Source organism: Vibrio coralliilyticus ATCC BAA-450, assembly GCF_000176135.1.
Lineage (GTDB): Bacteria > Pseudomonadota > Gammaproteobacteria > Enterobacterales > Vibrionaceae > Vibrio > Vibrio coralliilyticus.
Genome location: NZ_ACZN01000005.1, coordinates 1 through 20,653 on the forward strand (window position 1 = coordinate 1; position 20,653 = coordinate 20,653).

14 protein-coding genes and 8 tRNA genes are annotated in these 20,653 nt (G+C 47.2%); 8 read left to right on the forward strand and 14 right to left on the reverse strand.

Annotated elements, in window-relative coordinates; translation table 11 throughout:
- Positions 1-33 precede the first annotated feature (33 nt).
- The 9 genes from VIC_RS00250 to orn all read right to left on the reverse strand — a co-directional run bounded on the left by VIC_RS00250 (position 34) and on the right by orn (position 1,673).
- Positions 34-110: transfer RNA gene (locus tag VIC_RS00250), tRNA-Met, on the reverse strand.
- A 42-nt stretch (positions 111-152) separates the two neighbouring features.
- Positions 153-228: transfer RNA gene (locus VIC_RS00255), tRNA-Gly, on the reverse strand.
- Between the two features lie 19 nt (positions 229-247).
- A tRNA-Met gene (locus VIC_RS00260) sits at positions 248-324 on the reverse strand.
- A gap of 42 nt (positions 325-366) precedes the next feature.
- Positions 367-442 (reverse strand) — tRNA-Gly (locus VIC_RS00265).
- A 112-nt stretch (positions 443-554) separates the two neighbouring features.
- Positions 555-631 (reverse strand) — tRNA-Met (locus tag VIC_RS00270).
- Between the two features lie 41 nt (positions 632-672).
- Positions 673-748 (reverse strand) — tRNA-Gly (locus VIC_RS00275).
- A gap of 3 nt (positions 749-751) precedes the next feature.
- Positions 752-828 (reverse strand) — tRNA-Met (locus tag VIC_RS00280).
- A 42-nt stretch (positions 829-870) separates the two neighbouring features.
- A tRNA-Gly gene (locus VIC_RS00285) sits at positions 871-946 on the reverse strand.
- A gap of 181 nt (positions 947-1,127) precedes the next feature.
- Positions 1,128-1,673, reverse strand: coding sequence for an oligoribonuclease (orn, locus tag VIC_RS00290; RefSeq protein WP_039951071.1), 546 nt, complete (start codon positions 1,671-1,673; stop codon positions 1,128-1,130).
- A 109-nt stretch (positions 1,674-1,782) separates the two neighbouring features.
- On the opposite strand from orn, the gene rsgA reads away from it, so the two are divergent.
- The 7 genes from rsgA to VIC_RS00325 all read left to right on the forward strand — a co-directional run bounded on the left by rsgA (position 1,783) and on the right by VIC_RS00325 (position 11,614).
- A complete protein-coding gene (rsgA, locus tag VIC_RS00295) occupies positions 1,783-2,838 on the forward strand; it encodes a small ribosomal subunit biogenesis GTPase RsgA (RefSeq protein ID WP_006957099.1) in 1,056 nt (351 codons plus the stop codon).
- 111 nt (positions 2,839-2,949) lie between these two features.
- The gene (gene asd / locus VIC_RS00300; protein WP_006957100.1) at positions 2,950-3,864 is read left to right on the forward strand and encodes an archaetidylserine decarboxylase; all 915 of its coding nucleotides are present in this window, start codon (positions 2,950-2,952) and stop codon (positions 3,862-3,864) included.
- Positions 3,865-4,021: 157 nt separating this feature from the next.
- On the forward strand, positions 4,022-5,437 hold the full coding sequence (locus VIC_RS00305) for an SLC13 family permease (RefSeq protein WP_006957101.1): 1,416 nt from the start codon (positions 4,022-4,024) through the stop codon (positions 5,435-5,437).
- A 266-nt stretch (positions 5,438-5,703) separates the two neighbouring features.
- Entirely contained in the window at positions 5,704-7,584 is a 1,881-nt protein-coding gene (locus VIC_RS00310; RefSeq protein ID WP_006957102.1) for a methyl-accepting chemotaxis protein, read from the forward strand.
- 71 nt (positions 7,585-7,655) lie between these two features.
- Positions 7,656-8,543 (forward strand): DMT family transporter, encoded by an 888-nt coding sequence (locus tag VIC_RS00315; RefSeq protein WP_006957103.1) that lies wholly within the window; start codon positions 7,656-7,658, stop codon positions 8,541-8,543.
- Positions 8,544-8,780: 237 nt separating this feature from the next.
- A complete protein-coding gene (gpmM, locus tag VIC_RS00320; RefSeq protein WP_006957104.1) occupies positions 8,781-10,313 on the forward strand; it encodes a 2,3-bisphosphoglycerate-independent phosphoglycerate mutase in 1,533 nt (510 codons plus the stop codon).
- Positions 10,314-10,459: 146 nt separating this feature from the next.
- Complete coding sequence (locus VIC_RS00325) at positions 10,460-11,614, forward strand: murein hydrolase activator EnvC family protein (RefSeq protein WP_006957105.1); 1,155 nt, start codon at positions 10,460-10,462, stop codon at positions 11,612-11,614.
- Positions 11,615-11,635: 21 nt separating this feature from the next.
- Here the strand turns inward: VIC_RS00325 and VIC_RS00330 are convergent, their stop codons facing one another.
- The 4 genes from VIC_RS00330 to nudC form a co-directional block, all read right to left on the reverse strand.
- Positions 11,636-12,592, reverse strand: coding sequence for a DHHA1 domain-containing protein (locus VIC_RS00330; RefSeq protein WP_006957106.1), 957 nt, complete (start codon positions 12,590-12,592; stop codon positions 11,636-11,638).
- A gap of 75 nt (positions 12,593-12,667) precedes the next feature.
- Positions 12,668-13,303, reverse strand: coding sequence for a TetR/AcrR family transcriptional regulator (locus tag VIC_RS00335; protein ID WP_006957107.1), 636 nt, complete (start codon positions 13,301-13,303; stop codon positions 12,668-12,670).
- Between the two features lie 105 nt (positions 13,304-13,408).
- Complete coding sequence (gene hemE, locus VIC_RS00340) at positions 13,409-14,476, reverse strand: uroporphyrinogen decarboxylase (protein WP_006957108.1); 1,068 nt, start codon at positions 14,474-14,476, stop codon at positions 13,409-13,411.
- A gap of 266 nt (positions 14,477-14,742) precedes the next feature.
- Positions 14,743-15,519, reverse strand: coding sequence for an NAD(+) diphosphatase (nudC, locus tag VIC_RS00345; RefSeq protein ID WP_006957109.1), 777 nt, complete (start codon positions 15,517-15,519; stop codon positions 14,743-14,745).
- A 179-nt stretch (positions 15,520-15,698) separates the two neighbouring features.
- Between nudC and VIC_RS00350 the strand changes: the two genes are divergently transcribed.
- On the forward strand, positions 15,699-16,193 hold the full coding sequence (locus VIC_RS00350; protein ID WP_006957110.1) for an Rsd/AlgQ family anti-sigma factor: 495 nt from the start codon (positions 15,699-15,701) through the stop codon (positions 16,191-16,193).
- A 192-nt stretch (positions 16,194-16,385) separates the two neighbouring features.
- Here the strand turns inward: VIC_RS00350 and rpoC are convergent, their stop codons facing one another.
- A complete protein-coding gene (gene rpoC / locus VIC_RS00355; RefSeq protein ID WP_006957111.1) occupies positions 16,386-20,591 on the reverse strand; it encodes a DNA-directed RNA polymerase subunit beta' in 4,206 nt (1,401 codons plus the stop codon).
- Between the last annotated feature and the right edge of the window lie 62 nt (positions 20,592-20,653).

The following is a 20,653-nucleotide window of genomic DNA, read 5'->3' on the forward strand; positions in this document are numbered from 1 at the left end:
TGAGCTAGTGTCGCATATTCTCATAAGGAGAATTGGTTGCGGGGGCCGGATTTGAACCGACGACCTTCGGGTTATGAGCCCGACGAGCTACCAAGCTGCTCCACCCCGCGTCCGTATTGTCTCACCGTTAAGCACGATGACAGCTATAAATTTGGAGCGACACACGAGGTTCGAACTCGTGACCTCAACCTTGGCAAGGTTGCGCTCTACCAACTGAGCTAGTGTCGCATATTCTCGTAAGGAGAATTGGTTGCGGGGGCCGGATTTGAACCGACGACCTTCGGGTTATGAGCCCGACGAGCTACCAAGCTGCTCCACCCCGCGTCCGTATTGTTTCACCGTTAAGCACGATGACAGCTTTAAATTTGGAGCGACACACGAGGTTCGAACTCGTGACCTCAACCTTGGCAAGGTTGCGCTCTACCAACTGAGCTAGTGTCGCATATTCTCGTAAGGAGAATTGGTTGCGGAGGCTAGAATTGAATCGATAACCTTCGCTAGGTTTTATGAATGGCTGAGCCCGACGAGCTAGCGAATCACAACACCTTAAAATTTGGTTGCGGGGGCCGGATTTGAACCGACGACCTTCGGGTTATGAGCCCGACGAGCTACCAAGCTGCTCCACCCCGCGTCCATATTGTTCACCGTTAAGCACGATGACAGCTTTAAATTTGGAGCGACACACGAGGTTCGAACTCGTGACCTCAACCTTGGCAAGGTTGCGCTCTACCAACTGAGCTAGTGTCGCATTTGGTTGCGGGGGCCGGATTTGAACCGACGACCTTCGGGTTATGAGCCCGACGAGCTACCAAGCTGCTCCACCCCGCGTCCGTATTGTCTCACCGTTAAGCACGATGACAGCTATAAATTTGGAGCGACACACGAGGTTCGAACTCGTGACCTCAACCTTGGCAAGGTTGCGCTCTACCAACTGAGCTAGTGTCGCTTTAACAACGTTTCCGTCGTTTAGGGCTGCGAATTATAAGAGCATTTTTTTGTGATGCAAGTCCTTCCTGCAAAAAAAAAAGGTGTTTTTTTTCTGTTTGATGAAAAAGCACACAGAATAGAAGTTTTTTCCATCTAAGCGAGGCTTTTCCATCATTACTCTTAATAGAAAGCCCTGTTTTTTAGATGTTAAAAATTGTTTGGCGATAGTACTTTAGCTCAGCAATTGACTCACGGATATCATCCAACGCCAAGTGACTACCTGTCTTAGAAAAGCCGTCTAATACTTCTGGTTTCCAACGACGGGTCAGCTCTTTAAGTGTACTGACGTCGATATAGCGGTAATGGAAGTACGTTTCCAGTTCAGGCATATGTTTGTATAGAAAGCGACGATCTTGACCCACACTGTTACCGCATATTGGCGACACACCCTTTGGTAACCACTGTTCCAGGAACTCAATTGTCTGACGAACTGCGTCCTGTTCCGTTACTTTACTGGCGCGAACGCGATCCACTAAGCCGCTGCCCGTATGAGTAGTCGTACACCACTCATCCATTTTAGCCAGCTCTTCTTCTGGTTGGTGGATGGCAAGTACCGGTCCTTCAGCTAAAATATTCAACTCACTATCCGTGACGATAGTGGCGATTTCGATGACTTTATGGGTTTCTGGGTCTAAACCTGTCATCTCGAGATCAATCCAAATTAAATTTTGATCGCTAAAGGACATAAATCGTTGCCTATTGGTTTTATGCTAAAAGAGGTACTATACCCAAATTCTGATCCTCAGGGTAGCTATCCTAGGATCCATCAAGATGATTAAAGTTAAGTAGACAATTGTGGCAAAGAAGAAAAAGCTAACCAAAGGTCAAGTGAGACGAGTTAGAAGTAACCAGAAACGTAAACTGGCAAAAGAGGATTCCGTTCAATGGGAAGAATCCATGCTGGGTGCGACTCAAAAAGGTCTGGTGATTACTCGTTTTGGTCAACATGCCGACATTGAAGATGCAGAAAGCGGTGAAATCCACCGTTGCAATTTGCGCCGTGGTATCGAGACCTTGGTCTCTGGTGATAAGGTGATCTGGCGTGCTGGTCTGGAATCAATGGAAGGCATAAACGGTGTTGTTGAAGCCGTAGAACCACGCAGCTCGGTGCTGACCCGCCCTGACTACTATGATGGTCTGAAACCAGTGGCAGCAAACGTCGATCAAATGGTCATCGTATCTTCTGTACTGCCAGAATTGTCACTCAACATCATTGACCGCTACTTAGTCGCCTCTGAAACACTCAATATTGCCCCTCTTCTGGTGCTAAACAAAATTGACTTACTTGAAGAAGAGCAACGCAACCTATATCAGGAATGGCTGAGTGAGTACGAGCGTATCGGTTACAAAGTGCTGCTAGTCAGTAAACAGACTGGAGAAGGCATTGCAGCACTGGAAGCCGAACTCAAAGATCGAACTAACATTTTTGTGGGTCAGTCTGGCGTCGGTAAATCGAGCTTGGTGAATGCATTGATGCCTGAGTTTAACGTTGAAGAAGGCGAAGTCTCTGAAAACTCTGGTTTAGGTCAGCACACTACCACCGCTTCCCGACTTTATCACATCCCCACGGGCGGCGACCTAATCGACTCTCCTGGAGTACGTGAGTTTGGTTTGTGGCATTTGGAAGCTGAAGAAGTCACCAAAGCATTCGTTGAGTTCCGCAGCTACCTTGGCAGCTGTAAGTTCCGGGATTGTAAACACAACGATGACCCAGGATGCGTATTACGTGAAGCAGTAGAAAATGGTGAAATCAGTGAAGTTCGCTTTGAAAACTACCATCGCATCCTTGAAAGCATGGCCGAAGTCAAAGCCAACCGTCAGTACTCACGCAACAAAAAAGCCGATCTGTAACGGCTTCTTGCACAAATCATCAGCGCTTGATACTGACTTTACCGACAAATTTAAGTAGTATCTCGCGCCCAAAAGTAAGCAAACATACAGTTAGCATTGGAATTTATGACAATGGATAAGATTAAAGTTGGACTGCAGTACTGGATCCCTCAACACGGTTTGACCCGTTTGGTCGGTAAATTGGCATCCGCAAAAGCGGGTAGCCTAACCACTGCCGTTATTCGCTGGTTCATCAAGCAGTACAACGTCAATATGGACGAGGCCAAGCACTCTGATCCTAAACATTTCAAAACCTTCAATGAGTTTTTTGTCCGTGAGCTGAAAGACGGTGCGCGCCCAATCACTGAAGGGGAAAGCATCATTACTCATCCAGCAGATGCTTGTGTCAGCCAGTTTGGCCCTATTCAGGATGGCAAACTCATTCAGGCAAAAGGCCATGATTTTACGGCTCAAGAATTATTGGGTGGTGACGCTGACCTTGCGGCTGAATTTGCCGATGGCGAATTTGCAACACTTTACCTTTCACCACGTGATTACCACCGAGTGCACATGCCTTGTGACGGTACACTTCGTCAGATGATCTATGTGCCGGGTGACCTGTTCTCGGTAAATCCTTTGACCGCAGAAAATGTACCAAATCTGTTCGCGCGTAATGAGCGCGTAGTGTGTATTTTCGACACCGAATTTGGCCCAATGGCTCAAGTGTTAGTCGGCGCGACCATAGTCGGTAGCATAGAACAAATCTGGGCAGGTACCATTACTCCACCGCGTGGCAATACTGTCTACAAATGGGATTACCCAAGCAAAGGCGACAAAGCGGTCATCCTCAAAAAAGGTGAAGAGATGGGTCGATTTAAGCTTGGCTCAACGGTGATCAATCTATTTGCTAAAGATGCAATCAAGTTTGATGACTCTATGGCTAACGGCCACGCAACTGTGATGGGGACGCCATACGCTCACCTTACCGCTCCAGAGCAAGAGCAAGAGCAAGAGCAAGAGCAAGAGCAAGAGCAAGAGCAAGAATAACCTCAACAGCCCCGATTTTTCGGGGCTTTTTTTGACCAGAAACAAACCTTACGCAACATTTCTTTATTGCATTCAAAAACTTCCATCTCAATCTAAGACCTTAATTTGGTTATTCTTTATTCTTAGCCGAAGAGTTTCGCTTTGAGGTTAAACCCTTATGCCTAAAATTGATCAAACGATAGTGATCAAATTACTGATTTGCTTTGGCTTACCCGTCGCGGTATTGATGATGCCGATTGATGCCATACCCATAGCAGATCTAACCCTAATACAACATCGCCTGCTGGCAATATTTCTGCTTGCTGCCCTACTATGGGTGCTTGAACCTGTTCCTGTCTTTGCCACCTCGATTCTGATCATTGCACTTGAGCTGATCATGATTTCCGATAAAGGTCTGCACTTGTTCCGTACACCACCAGCGGGGCACGATCTCGGCGAACTCATGAAATACACCGATATCTTCAGTGCGTTTTCCTCACCTATTATCATCCTGTTTATGGGTGGGTTTGCCTTAGCCATCGCCGCATCAAAATATGAGCTGGACAACAACCTCGCACGAGTCTTGCTGCGACCTTTTGGCCACCAGCCTAAATTCATCATGCTTGGATTGATGCTGATCACTGCCGTGTTTTCCATGTTCATGTCCAACACCGCTACTACTGTAATGATGCTGGCGCTACTTGGCCCGATCGTCGCTTCAGCTCCCAAAGGTGACATCGGCATCAAAGCACTCGTTTTATGTATACCAATTGCTGCCAATACTGGGGGCATCGCAACCCCTATCGGTACGCCACCCAACGCGATTGCCCTGCAATATCTAACCGGTGAAAACAGTATCGACTTTCTAAGCTGGATGATGATGGGGCTCCCCTTTGTCATTGTTCAGCTGACGATCGCTTGGTTTTTGCTACAAAAACTCTTCCCTTCTTCTCAGAAAACCATGACGCTCAAACTTGACGGACAATTTCAGCGCAACTGGCGCGCCATGGTAGTGTACGTCACATTCGCCGCCACCATCTTGTTATGGATGACGACAAAAGTGCACGGGATGAACACCTATGTGGTCTCGATAATTCCACTCGCGGTCTTCACCTTAACGGGCATAATGGGCAAAGCCGAACTGAAACAGATCAACTGGGATGTGTTGTGGCTGGTTGCAGGGGGTATCGCGATCGGTATTGGTTTGGACAAAACCGGATTGGCAGCCGCGCTCGCACACGCGATCGATTATGAAGCCCTCTCACCTGTAGCTGTAGTAATTACCATGTCGATTGTGTGCTGGTTAATGGCCAACTTTATGTCCAACACCGCGACAGCTAACCTTTTGATGCCGATTGCAGCCGCTATTGGCGCTTCAATGGAAAGCCTCTCTTCTATGGGGGGATTGCAAGGATTGCTGGTCGTTGTCGCCTTCTCAGCCTCACTCGGTATGATTCTACCTGTCTCTACCCCACCAAACTCTCTAGCTTATTCGACGGGGCTTATTGAGAGTAAAGACATGGCTAAAACGGGCGTGATCATTGGTGTTATTGGTTTAATCATCGTCTATATTGCCGCCTTATTGCTGACTTAAGAGTGACCTCGGACTTCTTGCTCAATTAATGGGCAAGAAGTCACAATTCGGTAAAAAGGTACCACTTCATTGATATTCCACTCTCTGAATATCCATATAGATCAAATCTATATTTTAATAACTTCTATAACATCAGCCTGTTAAACCAACATTCATAGCTATTTCAGCAGTTCCTACGTGAATTTTCGCACTAACAGGGTGTAATCACTAATTCATACCAACACACTCTGATTTTCGATAGGTTGTCTCAGTATTAAGGAAAGGCAATGAGAAACACAATCAAGCTAAAGATCCAGATCGCTATCGCGATCATTATTGCGATTGTCTCCGGTGTCCAAGCTTGGATATCCGTCAGTCAATTAAAACAAGAAACTACTTCTGCACTGAATAGTGAAATGACAAACGTCAGTCACGCGACTTCTCGCTATATCAGCGACTGGCTCTCCATTCGCAGCGACATGATGCTGGCGAATGAAACGAGCATTCTCAACTCGGACAATGCCGATAGAGAGATGCTGATCACTAAGCGGGCCGGTGGGTTCCTATCGGTTTATGCTGGCTTTGAGGACGGTTCTATCGCTTATGGTGACAAAACTGAAGACTGGCCAGTCAATTACGACCCCCGCACCCGCCCTTGGTATAAAGATGCTATGGCAACCAATGGATTGATTGTCACCGAACCCTATCAGGACTTTGATGGCAGCATCGTTGTCAGCTTTGCTAAAGCCTTCAGTGGAAGCAAGAATGGTGTTCTGGCCGCTGATTTAACCGTCACAAGTATCATCGAAGAAGTCCTTAATGTGAGTTTGGACAACGATGGCTTCTCATTCTTGGTCGATGGCAATAACAACATCGTTGCTTATCAAGATGAAAAGCTGAGCCAGCAACCGTTGACCGAACTCAACCCACTACTGTCAGCGGATAAAGTCCAGCAGTTGGTCAACACCTCTTCTATTTCCACCGTCAGCTGGCCTGAACAGGGCGATAAACTGATATTTGTTGCCAATGTTCCTCATACTGATTGGTCACTCGGCATCGTCGTGGACAAGGATATGGCGTTTGCGTCAGTGACCGAGCAAATCCAGTTCACTGCGATTGCTTCAATCTTCCTTTACATTCTGATCGCATCCATCAGCACCTACGTTATCACTCGGTTGCTCAAGCCATTGCAAACGCTCTCAGCAGCCCTGTCACAATTGGCTCAGGGTGAAGGTGACTTAACTCAGAGAATCGAAGTTCGTCGTATGGACGAGATTGGCGAATTGGCTCAGCACGTCAACCAATTCCTGAGTCAGATGCAATCCATGCTCAGTGGCATTATTCATCACAGCCAAGAACTAGCCGTTCAGGCTGAACAGGCCAATCAACTGTCACAACAATCGTCACAGCAAGTGGAAACACAGCAAAACGACGTCAATCAGATCGCCACCGCCATCCATGAGATGTCAGCTACCGCAGCCGAAGTCGCCAGCCATGCGGAACTGACTGCTAACGCCTCTCAAGGCTCCGCTTCTGCTTGTGAAGATGGTCAACAAGTTATTGAGAAAAACCGCCAGGCTATTGTAGAGCTGGCCGATCAGGTTTCAGCGGCATCCGGCATTATTTCTGAGCTGGAGAGTAATACACAGAGCATCAATCAAATCCTCTCCACCATTCGAGAAATCGCCGAACAGACCAATTTGTTGGCACTCAACGCTGCAATCGAAGCTGCGCGAGCCGGTGAGCAAGGCCGTGGTTTTGCCGTCGTAGCGGACGAAGTCAGAGTATTGAGCCAACGCACACATGGTTCGACCGAAGAAATTCGCAACATGATTGAGACGTTGCAAAACAATACCAAACTGGCCGTCAACAGTATGGAGAGCAGCACCGCCTTAGCCGGTACCAGTGTTGATTACGCTCAGCAAGCGTATGAAAGTCTCAATACCATCACTTCTGCGATTACAGAAATCAATGACATGGCACTGCAAATTGCCAGCGCCGCAGAAGAGCAACGTGCCGTTAGTGAAGACATCAGCCGCAATACTCAGGGGATTAAGGACGCGTCAGATATTCTCTCAGAACAGGCTATGCGCAGCAGCGAAAGTGCGACCAACATGTTTAACTCTGCCAATACTGTCCGAACTGAAGTGGAGCGTTTTAAAGTTTAGGCTTTGTTTCTAAAACCATTTAATGCATATTGTCAGCCTATTGATTTCTTTGTTCACAGGACGAACAACATATGGGATTCGAATGGCTGGCACTGGCTGCCGCTTTTCTCTGGGCGGTTGCCAGCCTGCTTTCTGTTGGCCCCGCTCAACACCTTGGGACCTTTGCGTACAGCCGCTGGAGAATGGGCAGTACTTCCGTCATTCTCGCCTCAATGGCTGCTCTCACCGGAGGCTGGGCGACCGTTGAAACCAGTGCCATCTCAGCCATGGCGCTGTCGGGGCTGATTGGTATTTTTATCGGTGACACCGCACTGTTCGCCTGTTTGAACCGCATGGGCCCGCGCCAAGCTGGCTTGCTATTTTCCTGTCATGCAGTATTTTCCGCCATACTCGGCTACTTCCTGTTTAGCGAAACCATGACGAGTACCGAACTTATCGGCTCCGCTCTGGTGTTTTCCGGCGTACTAACCGCTATCTTTTTTGGTCGCAAAGGGCAAAGCAATAATCACTTAGAATCCATAAAAGGCAATATCTGGTTGGGGATTGGCCTGGGGTTAATTGCTGCGCTGTGCCAAGCACTCGGCGGCATTATAGCAAAACCGGTGATGCAGACGGCTATTGATCCTGTCGCGGCTTCCGCTATGCGGATGATGACGGCCTTTGCAGCTCACTGTGTCTTTTTCCTTAGTGGCGCGAAACTCGCGAAAGCAACGCTACCAATGAATCTGCGTCTGTTTGCCATCACGGCGGTTAACGGCTTCCTCGCGATGGCTGTGGGCATGACACTTATCCTTTACGCATTGCAAGAAGGAAACGTCGGCATGGTTGCCCTACTTTCTTCTACTACCCCTATCATGCTGTTGCCGATACTTTGGATTTACACCAAGAAGCGCCCAAATCGATTCGCCTGGTTTGGCGCCATTCTAGCCGTTGTTGGCACGGGGTTATTAGTCAGCTAGCGGCTATTAGAACGATAGTTATAATCCACTTTATGTTTGCTCTTAATGAGTGAAAATAATATTAACAAGACAGGAAAACAGGCCAGAATCGAGCACCACGCTAGGAATAAGGTGAAAGATAACAACGATATTTCACTAACAATATTTGATCTTATCCTACAGTTTTGGTTAAAAAGTGTAGTAAAATTACGCTAATTTGTTTTCTAAGTTACTTTGAAATTTGACGAGGACATCACTATGTCAGCTAAGAAGCCTTTGGCTCTAGTCATTCTTGACGGCTACGGCCACCGTGAAGATACTGCAAGCAACGCAATCGCGAACGCAAAAACGCCAGTTATCGACGGTCTGCTTGCCAATAACCCAAACACACTGATCTCAGCTTCTGGCCTAGACGTTGGTCTTCCTGACGGTCAGATGGGTAACTCTGAAGTCGGTCATACCAACATCGGCGCTGGCCGTGTGGTCTATCAAGACCTGACTCGTATCACTAAATCTATCGCCGATGGTGAATTTGCAGACACGCCTGCATTAGTAGAAGCCATTGACTCTGCAGTAAAAGCTGAGAAAGCTGTACACATCATGGGTCTTATGTCTCCTGGTGGTGTTCACTCTCACGAAGATCACATCTACGCAGCGGTTGAAATGGCAGCAGCTCGTGGCGCTGAGAAAATCTACCTACACTGTTTCCTAGACGGCCGTGACACTCCACCACGTAGTGCTGAAAACTCACTACAACGTTTCCAAGACCTATTTGCGAAACTAGGTAAAGGTCGTGTTGCTTCTCTAGTTGGTCGTTACTACGCAATGGACCGTGACAACAACTGGGATCGCGTTCAAGTTGCTTACGATCTTCTAACTCAAGCTAAAGCTGAATTCACAGCAGAAACGGCAGTTGCAGGTCTAGAAGCGGCTTACGCTCGTGAAGAAAACGACGAATTCGTTAAAGCAACAGCTATCAAAGCAGAAGGTCAAGAAGACGCAATCATGCAAGATGGCGATGCGGTTATCTTCATGAACTACCGTGCTGACCGTGCACGTCAAATCACTCGGGCATTCGTTCCTGCATTTGACGGCTTCGAGCGCGCTGTATTCCCAGCAATCAACTTCGTGATGCTGACTCAATACGCGGCTGACATCCCTCTAGCAATCGCATTCCCACCTGCGTCTCTAGAAAACACTTACGGTGAGTGGCTATCTAAGCAAGGTCAAACTCAGCTACGTATCTCTGAAACAGAGAAATACGCGCACGTAACCTTCTTCTTCAACGGTGGTATTGAGAACGAATTCGAAGGCGAAGAGCGTCAACTTGTTGCTTCTCCAAAAGTAGCAACTTACGATATGCAGCCAGAAATGAGCTCTCCAAAACTAACTGAGAAGATGGTTGCGGCTATCAAGTCTGGTAAGTACGACACTATAATCTGTAACTACCCGAACGCAGATATGGTTGGCCACACAGGTGTTTATGAAGCAGCCGAAAAAGCGATCGAAGCACTGGACGAAAGCGTTGGTAAAGTGGCGGAAGCCATCAAAGAAGTGGGCGGTCAGCTACTGATCACTGCAGACCACGGTAACGCAGAAATGATGATCGACCCAGAAACGGGTGGCATCCACACTGCTCACACTAACCTACCAGTACCGCTAATCTACGTTGGTGACAAAGCGGTTGAGTTCAAAGAAGGCGGTAAACTGTCTGACCTTGCTCCAACCATGCTTTCTCTAGCCGGCCTAGAAATCCCTGCAGAAATGTCTGGTGAAGTGCTAGTTAAGTAAGTCGCCAAACTTCAAATCTCGAAAGCCCGGGCTCGCGCTCGGGCTTTTTTATTTCTCCACCAACAAGTTTTGACATTACTCTTTCTTCAAAGGAATGTGTTTGGGTATACTGACTTTCTCTCAAAGACTTAGGACAGACTTTTCACATGGCAACACGACGACAAGGACGACTAACAGCTTTTCCAAAGCTCTCTGCATTCGTATTGATTGTTGCCTCGACACTGGCTTTCCCTAGTTGGTCTTCATCGCCTTCAGAATTAAAAGGCGTCAGTAGTGAAATCTCACGTCAAAGACAAGCGTTAACTTCACAACAGAAAAAACTCGACTCCCTACAACAGTCTCTCAAGAAGCAGGAACTGGGTATCGTGCGTCTTGAAAAAGAGATCAAAGAAGCCAAATCGTCGTTGAGTAAAACCAACGCCAGTATTGCTTCGTTAGAGAAAAAAATTGCTTCACTAAAAGCGCAAAGACAGCAGCAAAGCGAAAAACTTGCTGAGCTGTTACAAACCTATTATGTCACCCAGCGTGCCAAGTCTTCTGCCAGCATTCTTAACCAAGGCGTCGAAGAGGACAGAATCAGCCAATATTTCCAGCACTTAGCCAAACAACGAGCACTCACGATTGAAGAGTTGGAAACAACCGTCAATCAGCTCGCGGAAAGTGAAACGCAGCTCAAGCTAGAGAAGCAGCAAATCACTAAACTGATCACGCAGCAGAATCAAAAGCGCAAGCAACTAACGAAAGAACAGTCCAAACGAAAAGGCACCGTCAGTAACATCAAAAAGAACATCACCAGTGATAAAGTTTACCTGTCAGAGCTGCAGCGCAATGAAACACGCTTAAAAGCTGAAATTGCCAAAGCGGCTAAAGCCGCGAAAGCAGCCAAACTCAATGCGGTTCCTATGGACGGTTTAGCAAAGCGTAAAGGTCGACTCCCGTGGCCGCTTAAAGGCAAGATTCTCCACAACTACGGCTCGCGCCAAACGGGTCAGATAAACTGGAAAGGAATGGTGATCGACGCCAATTACGGTCAGTCAGTGAAAGCCGTCTACTCTGGTACTGTCGTATTTTCAGACTACCTCAGAGGATATGGTCTGGTGATTCTACTCGACCACGGAAAAGGCGACATGACCTTGTATGGCTTTAACCAAAGCTTGCTAAAGAAAGAAGGTGATAAAGTTTCCGCTGGCGAAACCATCGCATTGGCCGGTGACACAGGTGGTCAGCCACAAGCGTCACTTTACTTTGAAATCCGCCGCAACAGCAAAACTCAAAACCCTAAGGGTTGGCTGACAAGATAACCGCCATTTGCTCTCGCAAGACTAGGCGTAGTAGGCCTCAACTGCTTGAATAAACGCGTCAATCTGCTCTTTAGCTAAGGCGTTGATTCCCGCCGCTGCTGCACGACCGCCACCCGTCGTAAACTGAGCACATACATCTCCCGCTCCTTGCTTATTATTCAGCGGCGCACGCAATGAGACGGTATAGCTCCCATCCGCATTCTCGGAAAGTACAGCATGCGCACGATCTGGGGTTTGATTCGCCAGCCAGTTGCCGTAAACACCACTGATACGTCGTGAAGAAGCCTGGTTAGGCAGCTCAAATACGCCCAGAACATCACTTTGATGAGAAGCTTGAATTGCGAGCGCCTTATCCATATCACTTTGATACGCTGATTTGAGAGTGTGATAAGGAGAGCGTTGATCAGCAATAACGGCAAAAGGATCATCATAAGCCAAAAGGTGCTTAAACAACTGAGCAGGGTCAAAATGCAGATCCGCCAGCTCAGCCCCATAGCCATTGTAGTTAATTAATGTCCCCAGCTCTTTCAACTGATCTTTCTGTTCATCGGTGAGGCCAGCTCTGCCAGCCAACTCATCCGCTTTTGCAATCAAGTTATCACCGTATGCAGCGGTAATCGCCCATAAGTGAAAACGACCTTGCAGCAACTCATCCACAATCAAAGCGGTACAGGTATTGGCATCTAAGTTAATGTGAGCATCGAGGTTTATGTGCTGCGGAATATCGCCGGACTTGTGGTGGTCGGCATAGAATACCTGAGCACCGGCAGCAAGCATCGCTTCTAAACTCGCCTTATTTTTCTCCATCGAGATATCCAGTACAGTGACGGAATCACTCGCCTGGCAATTAAGGGAATCGAGCAGTTTAATGTCGCGTTTCACGCCGGTGATCAGAGTTGACGTTTTGGGCTCAGCCAGACGCAGCTGAAGAAGCGCGATAATGCCATCCGCATCACCATTGAACACATCGTAGTGCATAAACAAAAACCCCTTAAAATATCTTTAGATACTTTAAGGGGTTAGCCTTATTTCAACAATCGCATTTGGTTATGGTTAAGCATGAATTGCTTTAACGCCATCTTCCAACAACTGTAATTGTTCAAGACCTTGTATGGTGGCTTTAGGCTTCACCACCGCGATCATTTGCAGCATTCCTTGGTGAATCACCTGCTCCGTGATCTGAGTTTTTGGCGACATGGCGGCACGGTAACCCAACCAGCTGGATGCAATCAGGTGCAAAGTGGTCACGAGAGATTTCATCTCGTGCTCTTCCACTTTCAACAGTTCCAGCTCAACAAAGGCACGCATGATATTGATTAGGTTGGTTTGCAGCTTTTCCTGTACCTGAATGTAATCATCATGCAATTGATCATCACGCTGGAGAATCTCTGGCAAGTTGGCGTAGAAAAATCGGTACTTCCACATCAGATTAAAGATAGAGTCTAGATAATGCTTGAGCAAAACCAGGCTTTCTTGTTGACCATGGATTGGTGAAAATCGCTCCAGCAGCTCATTGGAATAAAGCGCAAAAATTTCACGAACGATTTCTTGTTTGTTGCGGAAGTGGTAGTAAAGGTTGCCCGGACTAATGTCTATATGTGCTGCAATATGGTTAGTGGTGATATTACGCTCACCGTGTTCATTAAATAGATCCAATGCGGCAAGCACTATTTTGTCGCGTGTCTTCATTCGTTTTCCGTACCCTCTTCCATTAATATTATCAGTATAACTGAGTATATTAACCAATAACAAAAAAGCGCCTGATTAGACCAGGCGCTTTCATCGGTTTCTTAGTTATTTGTGGTACGGCTTGGATAACTCATGAACCGCTTCAACAAACACACCAGCATTTTCAGGCGGTACATCGAGGTGAATACCATGGCCAAGGTTAAATACATGGCCTGTACCTGCGTCACCAAAGCCTTCTAGGATGGTCGCAACCTCTTCACGGATACGTTCTGGTGAAGCGTAAAGCATCGATGGATCCATATTGCCTTGCAGCGCCACTTTATCACCCACACGCTTAACCGCATCTTGGATGTTGATCGTCCAGTCCAAACCAACAGCATCACAGCCAGTCGCAGCGATTTGCTCTAGCCACATGCCACCGTTCTTAGTGAACAGAGTAACAGGAACACGGCGGCCATCGTTCTCACGAATCAAGCCATCGACGATTTTATGCATGTACTGTAGCGAGAACAGGTTGTAATCACGTGGCGTTAAGACACCGCCCCAAGTATCAAAAACCATTACCGACTGGGCACCCGCTTTGATTTGTGCGTTTAGGTACTCAATAACGCTGTCTGCGAGTTTATCCAGTAGCAGATGCAGCGTCTGTGGTTCTGCGTACATCATCTTCTTGATCTTAGTGAAGGCTTTTGAGCTGCCACCTTCAACCATGTAAGTTGCCAGAGTCCATGGGCTACCAGAGAAACCAATCAGAGGTACATCACCGTTTAAATCTTTACGGATCTGACGCACTGCATTCATTACGTACTTCAGCTCACCTTCTGGATCAGGAGTGCCAATTTTCTCAACATCCGCTTTGCAGGTAATCGGCTTATCAAATACCGGGCCTTCACCCGCAGCAAAACGGAGTTCTAACCCCATTGCATCCGGGATAGTTAGGATGTCAGAGAACAAAATGGCAGCATCAAGTGGAAAACGGCGCAGTGGCTGCAGCGTGACTTCTGACGCCAGCTCTGCATTCTTACACAAAGACATGAAATCGCCCGCTTCAGCACGGGTCGCTTTATATTCAGGTAGGTATCGTCCTGCCTGACGCATCATCCATACTGGCGTGTAATCCACAGGCTGCTTTAAAAGCGCACGCAGATAACGATCATTTTTTAATTCAGTCATTCCGTCTTTCCAACTATTCGGCTTCTATTTAGGGGCGCTATTCTAACACTGTTTTCCATGCAAAAGCTGTGTGCTTTGCAACCTAGATCAAGTTATTAACTTTTAAATCAGTGCTTAATTTGCACCCAATCATCAAGAGTGTTAAAAATTTGTTTGCTAGCGAAAACAACAATTATAACCTGAGTACTCGCTACTCAGCATCTCATAACGACATCTTACTTACCCCCTCCCTATCGGAGGGTTTTTTTTGTCTATAAATCAGTGAATTAATCCATCTCATCCAGAGTTTGTTGAATCAAGGATCGCGCGATGGTTCCTTCTGGTGCCACCGGCGGTAAGTCGTCCGCGCTAAACCACTGCGCGTCACTCAATTCGCTGTAATCCGGCTTCAACTCTCCACCTTGATAGTCCGCCAGAAATCCCATCATCAGGCTGGACGGGAACGCCCAAGGCTGGCTGCCAAAATAACGAATGTTTGCCACATCGATACCGGTCTCTTCTTTCACCTCTCGAGCCACACACTGTTCAAGTGTTTCCCCAACCTCAACAAAGCCTGCAATCACGGTGTACATACCATTACGGTGTCTTGGATGCTGCGCTAGAAGAATTTGGTCGCCGTTGCGCACGGCAACAATGATGCACGGAAAAATACGCGGATAGTGTAACGTTCGACAGTCACCACACTGCATGGCGATTTGGTTGTGATTGAGATGGTTTCGGCCACCACATATCGGACAAAAGCGCAGTGTTTGTGTCATATGACCATACTGAACGGCTTTGCTAATCAGCAGAAACAATGGCTCGGGTAGATCTAAACAATCTCTCAACGACGTCAGTGGTAATACTTGCTCTAGCTCCTGAGCATTGAGCCACATGACTGGCAAGCCCTTGTAATTTCCAATCTTTATCGCATTTTCTTCAGGCAAATTAAACGCCTTCGCCGCACCACAAGGTAATGCATGGTCCACCAGCCAAGCCTCACTGCCTGATACAACACACCAATAAGCATTGCTCGTACGGTTCGTGTCACTGTTCTTTAACATTACCCTTCCTCTTCGCTTGCAGTTCATTCATTTTACTGGCAATCTAATTTCATACCAGAGTTTGTAGTGGAACAATTTTCTGGCTATAAATTCTAGTAAGGACAAGAGGTTGTATCTCTAGAATGGCTTTGCAAAGCAAAGCGTAATGATCACCGGAACTGTGATCCGATCATGAGGGCATGGTCATGCTGAATAAATTCAAACAAACACAAGAACAGTGGGGTGGCTCAAGTGAAGTCATCGATCATTGGTTAGAAACTCGCCAGTCACTTATTGTCGAATATTGCCAGTTAGGCTCTCTTCAGCCAGCGAATGGGCACGCTAACGTAGTTGAACTCCCTTCCCCGAAACAAATCAGCTCTTTTTGCAATCACGTCGTTGATTATATTTCCGAAGGCCATTTCAAAATTTACGATATGGTGATGGAAAAGTGGCAGGCTACAGGCTTTAAAACCAATAACGAGATTGACACCACATACGCAAAAATCGTGTTAACCACCGAGCCTTTACTTGAGTTTAATGACAAGTACGTCAGCGTTAGTGCAGACGATGAGCTTCCTGATTTCGAAGTAGATATGTCAAAAGTTGGCGAACTACTCGAAGTGCGATTTGAAGTTGAAGATAATCTGATCCAGCTTATTGCCGATAGTCTAGCGATACCGCCAGGCGCTTAAAAAAGAGATTAGTGAGGGTTGGCGTAAAGTCAGCCCTTTTTGCTTAGTAACGTTTCGTTGTGGATGCGGGATAAGGGCACTCTCGCAGGCCAAAGCCCGTTCCAGCTTCCCATAGGACGCAGTTCGTTCCCTCCTCTCTCCAAAAACAAAAAAGGCACCCTAAGGTGCCTTTTGTCATTTCTTGACTAACGATTACTCGTCAGCAGAGAAACCTGCGTTTAGCAATGCTGCAAGATTGTCAGTTGCTTGCTCAGCTGAAGGACCTTCTTGTTCTTCAGTGCGCTTAGCTTGGCGATCTTGGTGGTAAGCGAAACCTGTACCTGCTGGAATTAGACGACCAACAATTACGTTTTCTTTCAGACCACGTAGCTCATCACGTTTACCAGAAACGGCTGCTTCTGTTAGTACGCGAGTTGTCTCCTGGAACGATGCCGCAGAGATGAACGATTCAGTCGCTAGAGATGCCTTAGTAATACCAAGTAGCTCACGCTCGAAACGAACAAGCTCTTTGCCTTCAGCTTCTAGCTGACGGTTAGCAATCTTAACGTTCGCGTATTCAACCTGTTCACCAACTAGGAACTCTGTAGAGTCACCAGCGTGAGTGATTGTACACTTACGTAGCATCTGACGAACGATAGTCTCAATGTGCTTATCGTTAATCTTAACGCCTTGTAGACGGTATACTTCTTGAACTTCGTTCGCGATGTACTGAGTCACAGCGTGGATGCCACGTAGACGTAGAATGTCATGTGGAGATTCTGGACCATCTGCGATCACGTCACCACGTTCAACTTTCTCGCCTTCGAATACGTTAAGCTGACGATGCTTAGGAATCATCTCTTCGTAAGCGTCACCGCCGTCACGAGTGATTACTAGACGACGTTTACCTTTCGTTTCTTTACCGAAGCTCACAGTACCTGTGTGCTCAGCAAGAATCGCAGGCTCTTTCGGCTTACGAGCTTCGAATAGGTCAGCTACGCGTGGTAGACCACCGGTGATATCTTTGTTACCGCCAGATTTCTGAGGGATACGAGATAGCGTATCACCCACACCTACTTCTGCGCCGTCTTCGATGTTTACAATCGCTTTACCAGGTAGGAAGTAGTGAGCTGGCATTTCAGTACCAGGGATCATTACGTCATTACCCGCAGCATCAACAAGTTTGATAGCTGGACGCATATCTTTACCTGCTGCTGGGCGAGCGGCGGCTTCAGTTACTTCACTTGAAGATAGACCTGTTAGATCATCTGTTTGACGAGAAACTGTTACGCCATCGATCATGTCCACAAACTGGATGCGACCTGCCACTTCAGTGATGATTGGCATAGTGTGCGCTTCCCAGTTCGCTACTGTTTCGCCAGCTTCAACCGCATCGTTGTCGCCTTTGCTTAGTAGGGAACCGTAAGGTAGTTTGTGTTTCTCTTTTGTACGACCGAATTCGTCGATGATAGTCAGCTCAGAAGCACGAGACGTGATAACAAGCTTCTTATCTTTGTTCATTACGAACTTAGCGTTGTGTAGCTTAACCGTACCAGTTGTCTTCGCTTGGATGCTGTTCTCTGCTGCTGCAGTAGATGCCGCACCACCGATGTGGAACGTACGCATTGTAAGCTGTGTACCAGGCTCACCGATAGACTGAGCAGCGATAACGCCGACTGCTTCACCTTGGTTCACTAGGTGACCACGTGCTAGGTCACGACCGTAACACTGTGCACAACAACCGAAGTCTGCATCACAGGTAACTACAGAGCGCACTTTCATGCTATCTACTGAGTTATCTTCCATGATCTGACACCACTTCTCATCAATCAGAGTATTACGTGGGATCAGCACTTCGTCAGTACCTGGTTTCAGAACGTCTTCTGCAACAACACGACCTAGAGCAAGCTCAGAAAGTGCAACTTTAACGTCACCACCTTCGATGTGAGGCATCATGTCGATACCTTCGTGCGTGCCACAGTCATGCTCGTGTACAACAACGTCTTGAGCAACGTCTACTAGACGACGAGTTAGGTAACCCGAGTTCGCTGTTTTCAGTGCCGTATCCGCAAGACCCTTACGAGCACCGTGCGTTGAGATAAAGTACTGAAGTACGTTTAGACCTTCTTTAAAGTTCGCAGTGATCGGCGTTTCGATGATTGAACCATCTGGACGTGCCATCAGACCACGCATACCTGCAAGCTGACGAATCTGAGCTGCAGAACCACGTGCGCCTGAGTCAGCCATCATGTAGATGCTGTTGAACGATTCTTGTTGCTCGTCTTCACCTTCACGGTTCACTACCGTTTCAGATGAAAGGTTTTCCATCATCAACTTCGCTACGCGATCGTTGGTTGAAGCCCAAATATCGATCACTTTGTTGTAGCGCTCACCCGCAGTTACAAGACCAGATTGGTACTGTTCTTGAATTTCGCGAACTTCTGCTTCCGCTTCTTCGATCTCAGTGTATTTCGCATCTGGCACAACCATGTCGTCGATACCAACCGATACACCAGAAAGTGCTGCGTAAGCAAAACCTGTGTACATGATTTGGTCAGCGAAGATAACCGTATCTTTCAGACCTAGCTTACGGTACGCCTCGTTAAGTAGGTGAGAGATTTGCTTCTTACCTAGCTTCTGGTTAACGATGCTGTACGGAAGACCAGATGGCACGATTTGCCATAGCATTGCACGACCGATAGTTGTATCAACTAGCTTAGTCTCTGTAGTGCTATTGCCATCTTCATCTTTCACTGTCTCAGTGATACGAACTTTAACGCGAGCGTGTAGCTCTGCAGACTTAGTACGGTATGCTTTCTCAGCTTCAGCTGGGCTAGCAAGGTACATACCTTCGCCTTTCACGTTAATCTTGTCACGAGTCATGTAGTAAAGACCCAATACAACGTCCTGAGAAGGTACGATGATCGGATCACCTGACGCTGGCGACAGAATGTTGTTTGTCGACATCATCAGAGTACGAGCTTCAAGCTGTGCTTCTAGAGTTAGAGGCACGTGAACCGCCATTTGGTCACCATCGAAGTCCGCGTTGTACGCCGCACACACAAGTGGGTGTAGCTGAATCGCTTTACCTTCGATCAGTACTGGTTCGAACGCCTGGATACCTAGACGGTGAAGTGTAGGTGCACGGTTCAATAGTACTGGGTGTTCGCGGATAACTTCGTCTAGGATATCCCAAACAACTGCTTCTTCGCGCTCTACCATCTTCTTAGCGGCTTTGATTGTCGTTGCTAGGCCACGAGTCTCAAGCTTGCTGTAGATAAATGGTTTGAATAGCTCAAGTGCCATCTTCTTAGGAAGACCACACTGGTGCAGACGAAGGTATGGACCTACTGTGATTACAGAACGGCCAGAGTAGTCTACACGCTTACCTAGAAGGTTCTGACGGAAACGACCTTGTTTACCCTTGATCATATCAGCAAGAGATTTCAGAGGACGCTTGTTCGAACCTGTGATCGCACGACCGCGACGACCGTTATCTAGAAGGGCATCAACAGACTCTTGCAGCATACGCTTTTCGTTACGTACGATGATGTCCGGAGCAGCTAGCTCTAGTAGACGCTTCAAACGGTTGTTACGGTTGATTACGCGACGGTATAGGTCGTTCAGATCAGAAGTCGCGAAGCGACCGCCATCTAGTGGTACTAGAGGACGTAGATCTGGCGGAAGTACCGGAAGCACAGTTAGGATCATCCACTCTGGGTTGTTACCAGATTGAACGAACGCTTCAACTAGCTTCAAACGCTTAGTGATCTTCTTACGCTTAGTCTCTGAGTTAGTAGACTGAAGCTCTTCACGCATTTCTTCGATTTCAGCAGGCAGATCCATAGACGCAAGTAGGTCTTTGATCGCTTCTGCACCCATCTTAGCCGTGAATTCATCACCCCACTCTTCTAGACGATCCAGATACTCTTCTTCAGTCAGCATCTGAGATTTTTCTAGGTCAGTCATACCCGGTTCAGTTACTACGTACATTTCGAAGTAAAGAACGCGTTCGATATCACGTAGAGGGATATCCATTAGTAGACCGATACGAGATGGCAGTGATTTTAGGAACCAGATGTGAGCAACTGGTGAAGCAAGCTCGATGTGGCCCATACGGTCACGACGAACTTTAGTTTGTGTAACTTCAACGCCACACTTCTCACAGATAACACCACGGTGTTTCAGACGCTTATATTTGCCACAAAGACATTCGTAGTCTTTTACTGGACCAAAGATACGCGCACAGAACAGACCATCACGCTCAGGTTTGAACGTACGATAGTTGATCGTTTCAGGTTTTTTAACTTCACCGAAAGACCATGAACGGATCATGTCTGGTGAAGATAGACCGATTTTGATTGCATCAAACTCTTCGGTCTTATGCTGTGCTTTTAGAAAGTTTAATAAGTCTTTCACAATCAGCTCCTGTAAGGAGTTAAAAGGAGCTCACCCGCAAAAGTGAGCACCTTCAACCAAAT

Excerpts from the sequence above, each read along its gene's own strand:
- orn (WP_039951071.1), bottom strand. The coding sequence starts at position 1,673 with ATGTCCTTTAGCGATCAAAATTTAATTTGGATTGATCTCGAGATGACA.
- asd (WP_006957100.1), top strand. The coding sequence starts at position 2,950 with ATGGATAAGATTAAAGTTGGACTGCAGTACTGGATCCCTCAACACGGT.
- VIC_RS00305 (WP_006957101.1), top strand. The coding sequence starts at position 4,022 with ATGCCTAAAATTGATCAAACGATAGTGATCAAATTACTGATTTGCTTT.
- VIC_RS00310 (WP_006957102.1), top strand. The coding sequence starts at position 5,704 with ATGAGAAACACAATCAAGCTAAAGATCCAGATCGCTATCGCGATCATT.
- VIC_RS00315 (WP_006957103.1), top strand. The coding sequence starts at position 7,656 with ATGGGATTCGAATGGCTGGCACTGGCTGCCGCTTTTCTCTGGGCGGTT.
- gpmM (WP_006957104.1), top strand. The coding sequence starts at position 8,781 with ATGTCAGCTAAGAAGCCTTTGGCTCTAGTCATTCTTGACGGCTACGGC.
- VIC_RS00325 (WP_006957105.1), top strand. The coding sequence starts at position 10,460 with ATGGCAACACGACGACAAGGACGACTAACAGCTTTTCCAAAGCTCTCT.
- VIC_RS00330 (WP_006957106.1), bottom strand. The coding sequence starts at position 12,592 with ATGCACTACGATGTGTTCAATGGTGATGCGGATGGCATTATCGCGCTT.
- VIC_RS00335 (WP_006957107.1), bottom strand. The coding sequence starts at position 13,303 with ATGAAGACACGCGACAAAATAGTGCTTGCCGCATTGGATCTATTTAAT.
- hemE (WP_006957108.1), bottom strand. The coding sequence starts at position 14,476 with ATGACTGAATTAAAAAATGATCGTTATCTGCGTGCGCTTTTAAAGCAG.
- nudC (WP_006957109.1), bottom strand. The coding sequence starts at position 15,519 with ATGTTAAAGAACAGTGACACGAACCGTACGAGCAATGCTTATTGGTGT.
- VIC_RS00350 (WP_006957110.1), top strand. The coding sequence starts at position 15,699 with ATGGTCATGCTGAATAAATTCAAACAAACACAAGAACAGTGGGGTGGC.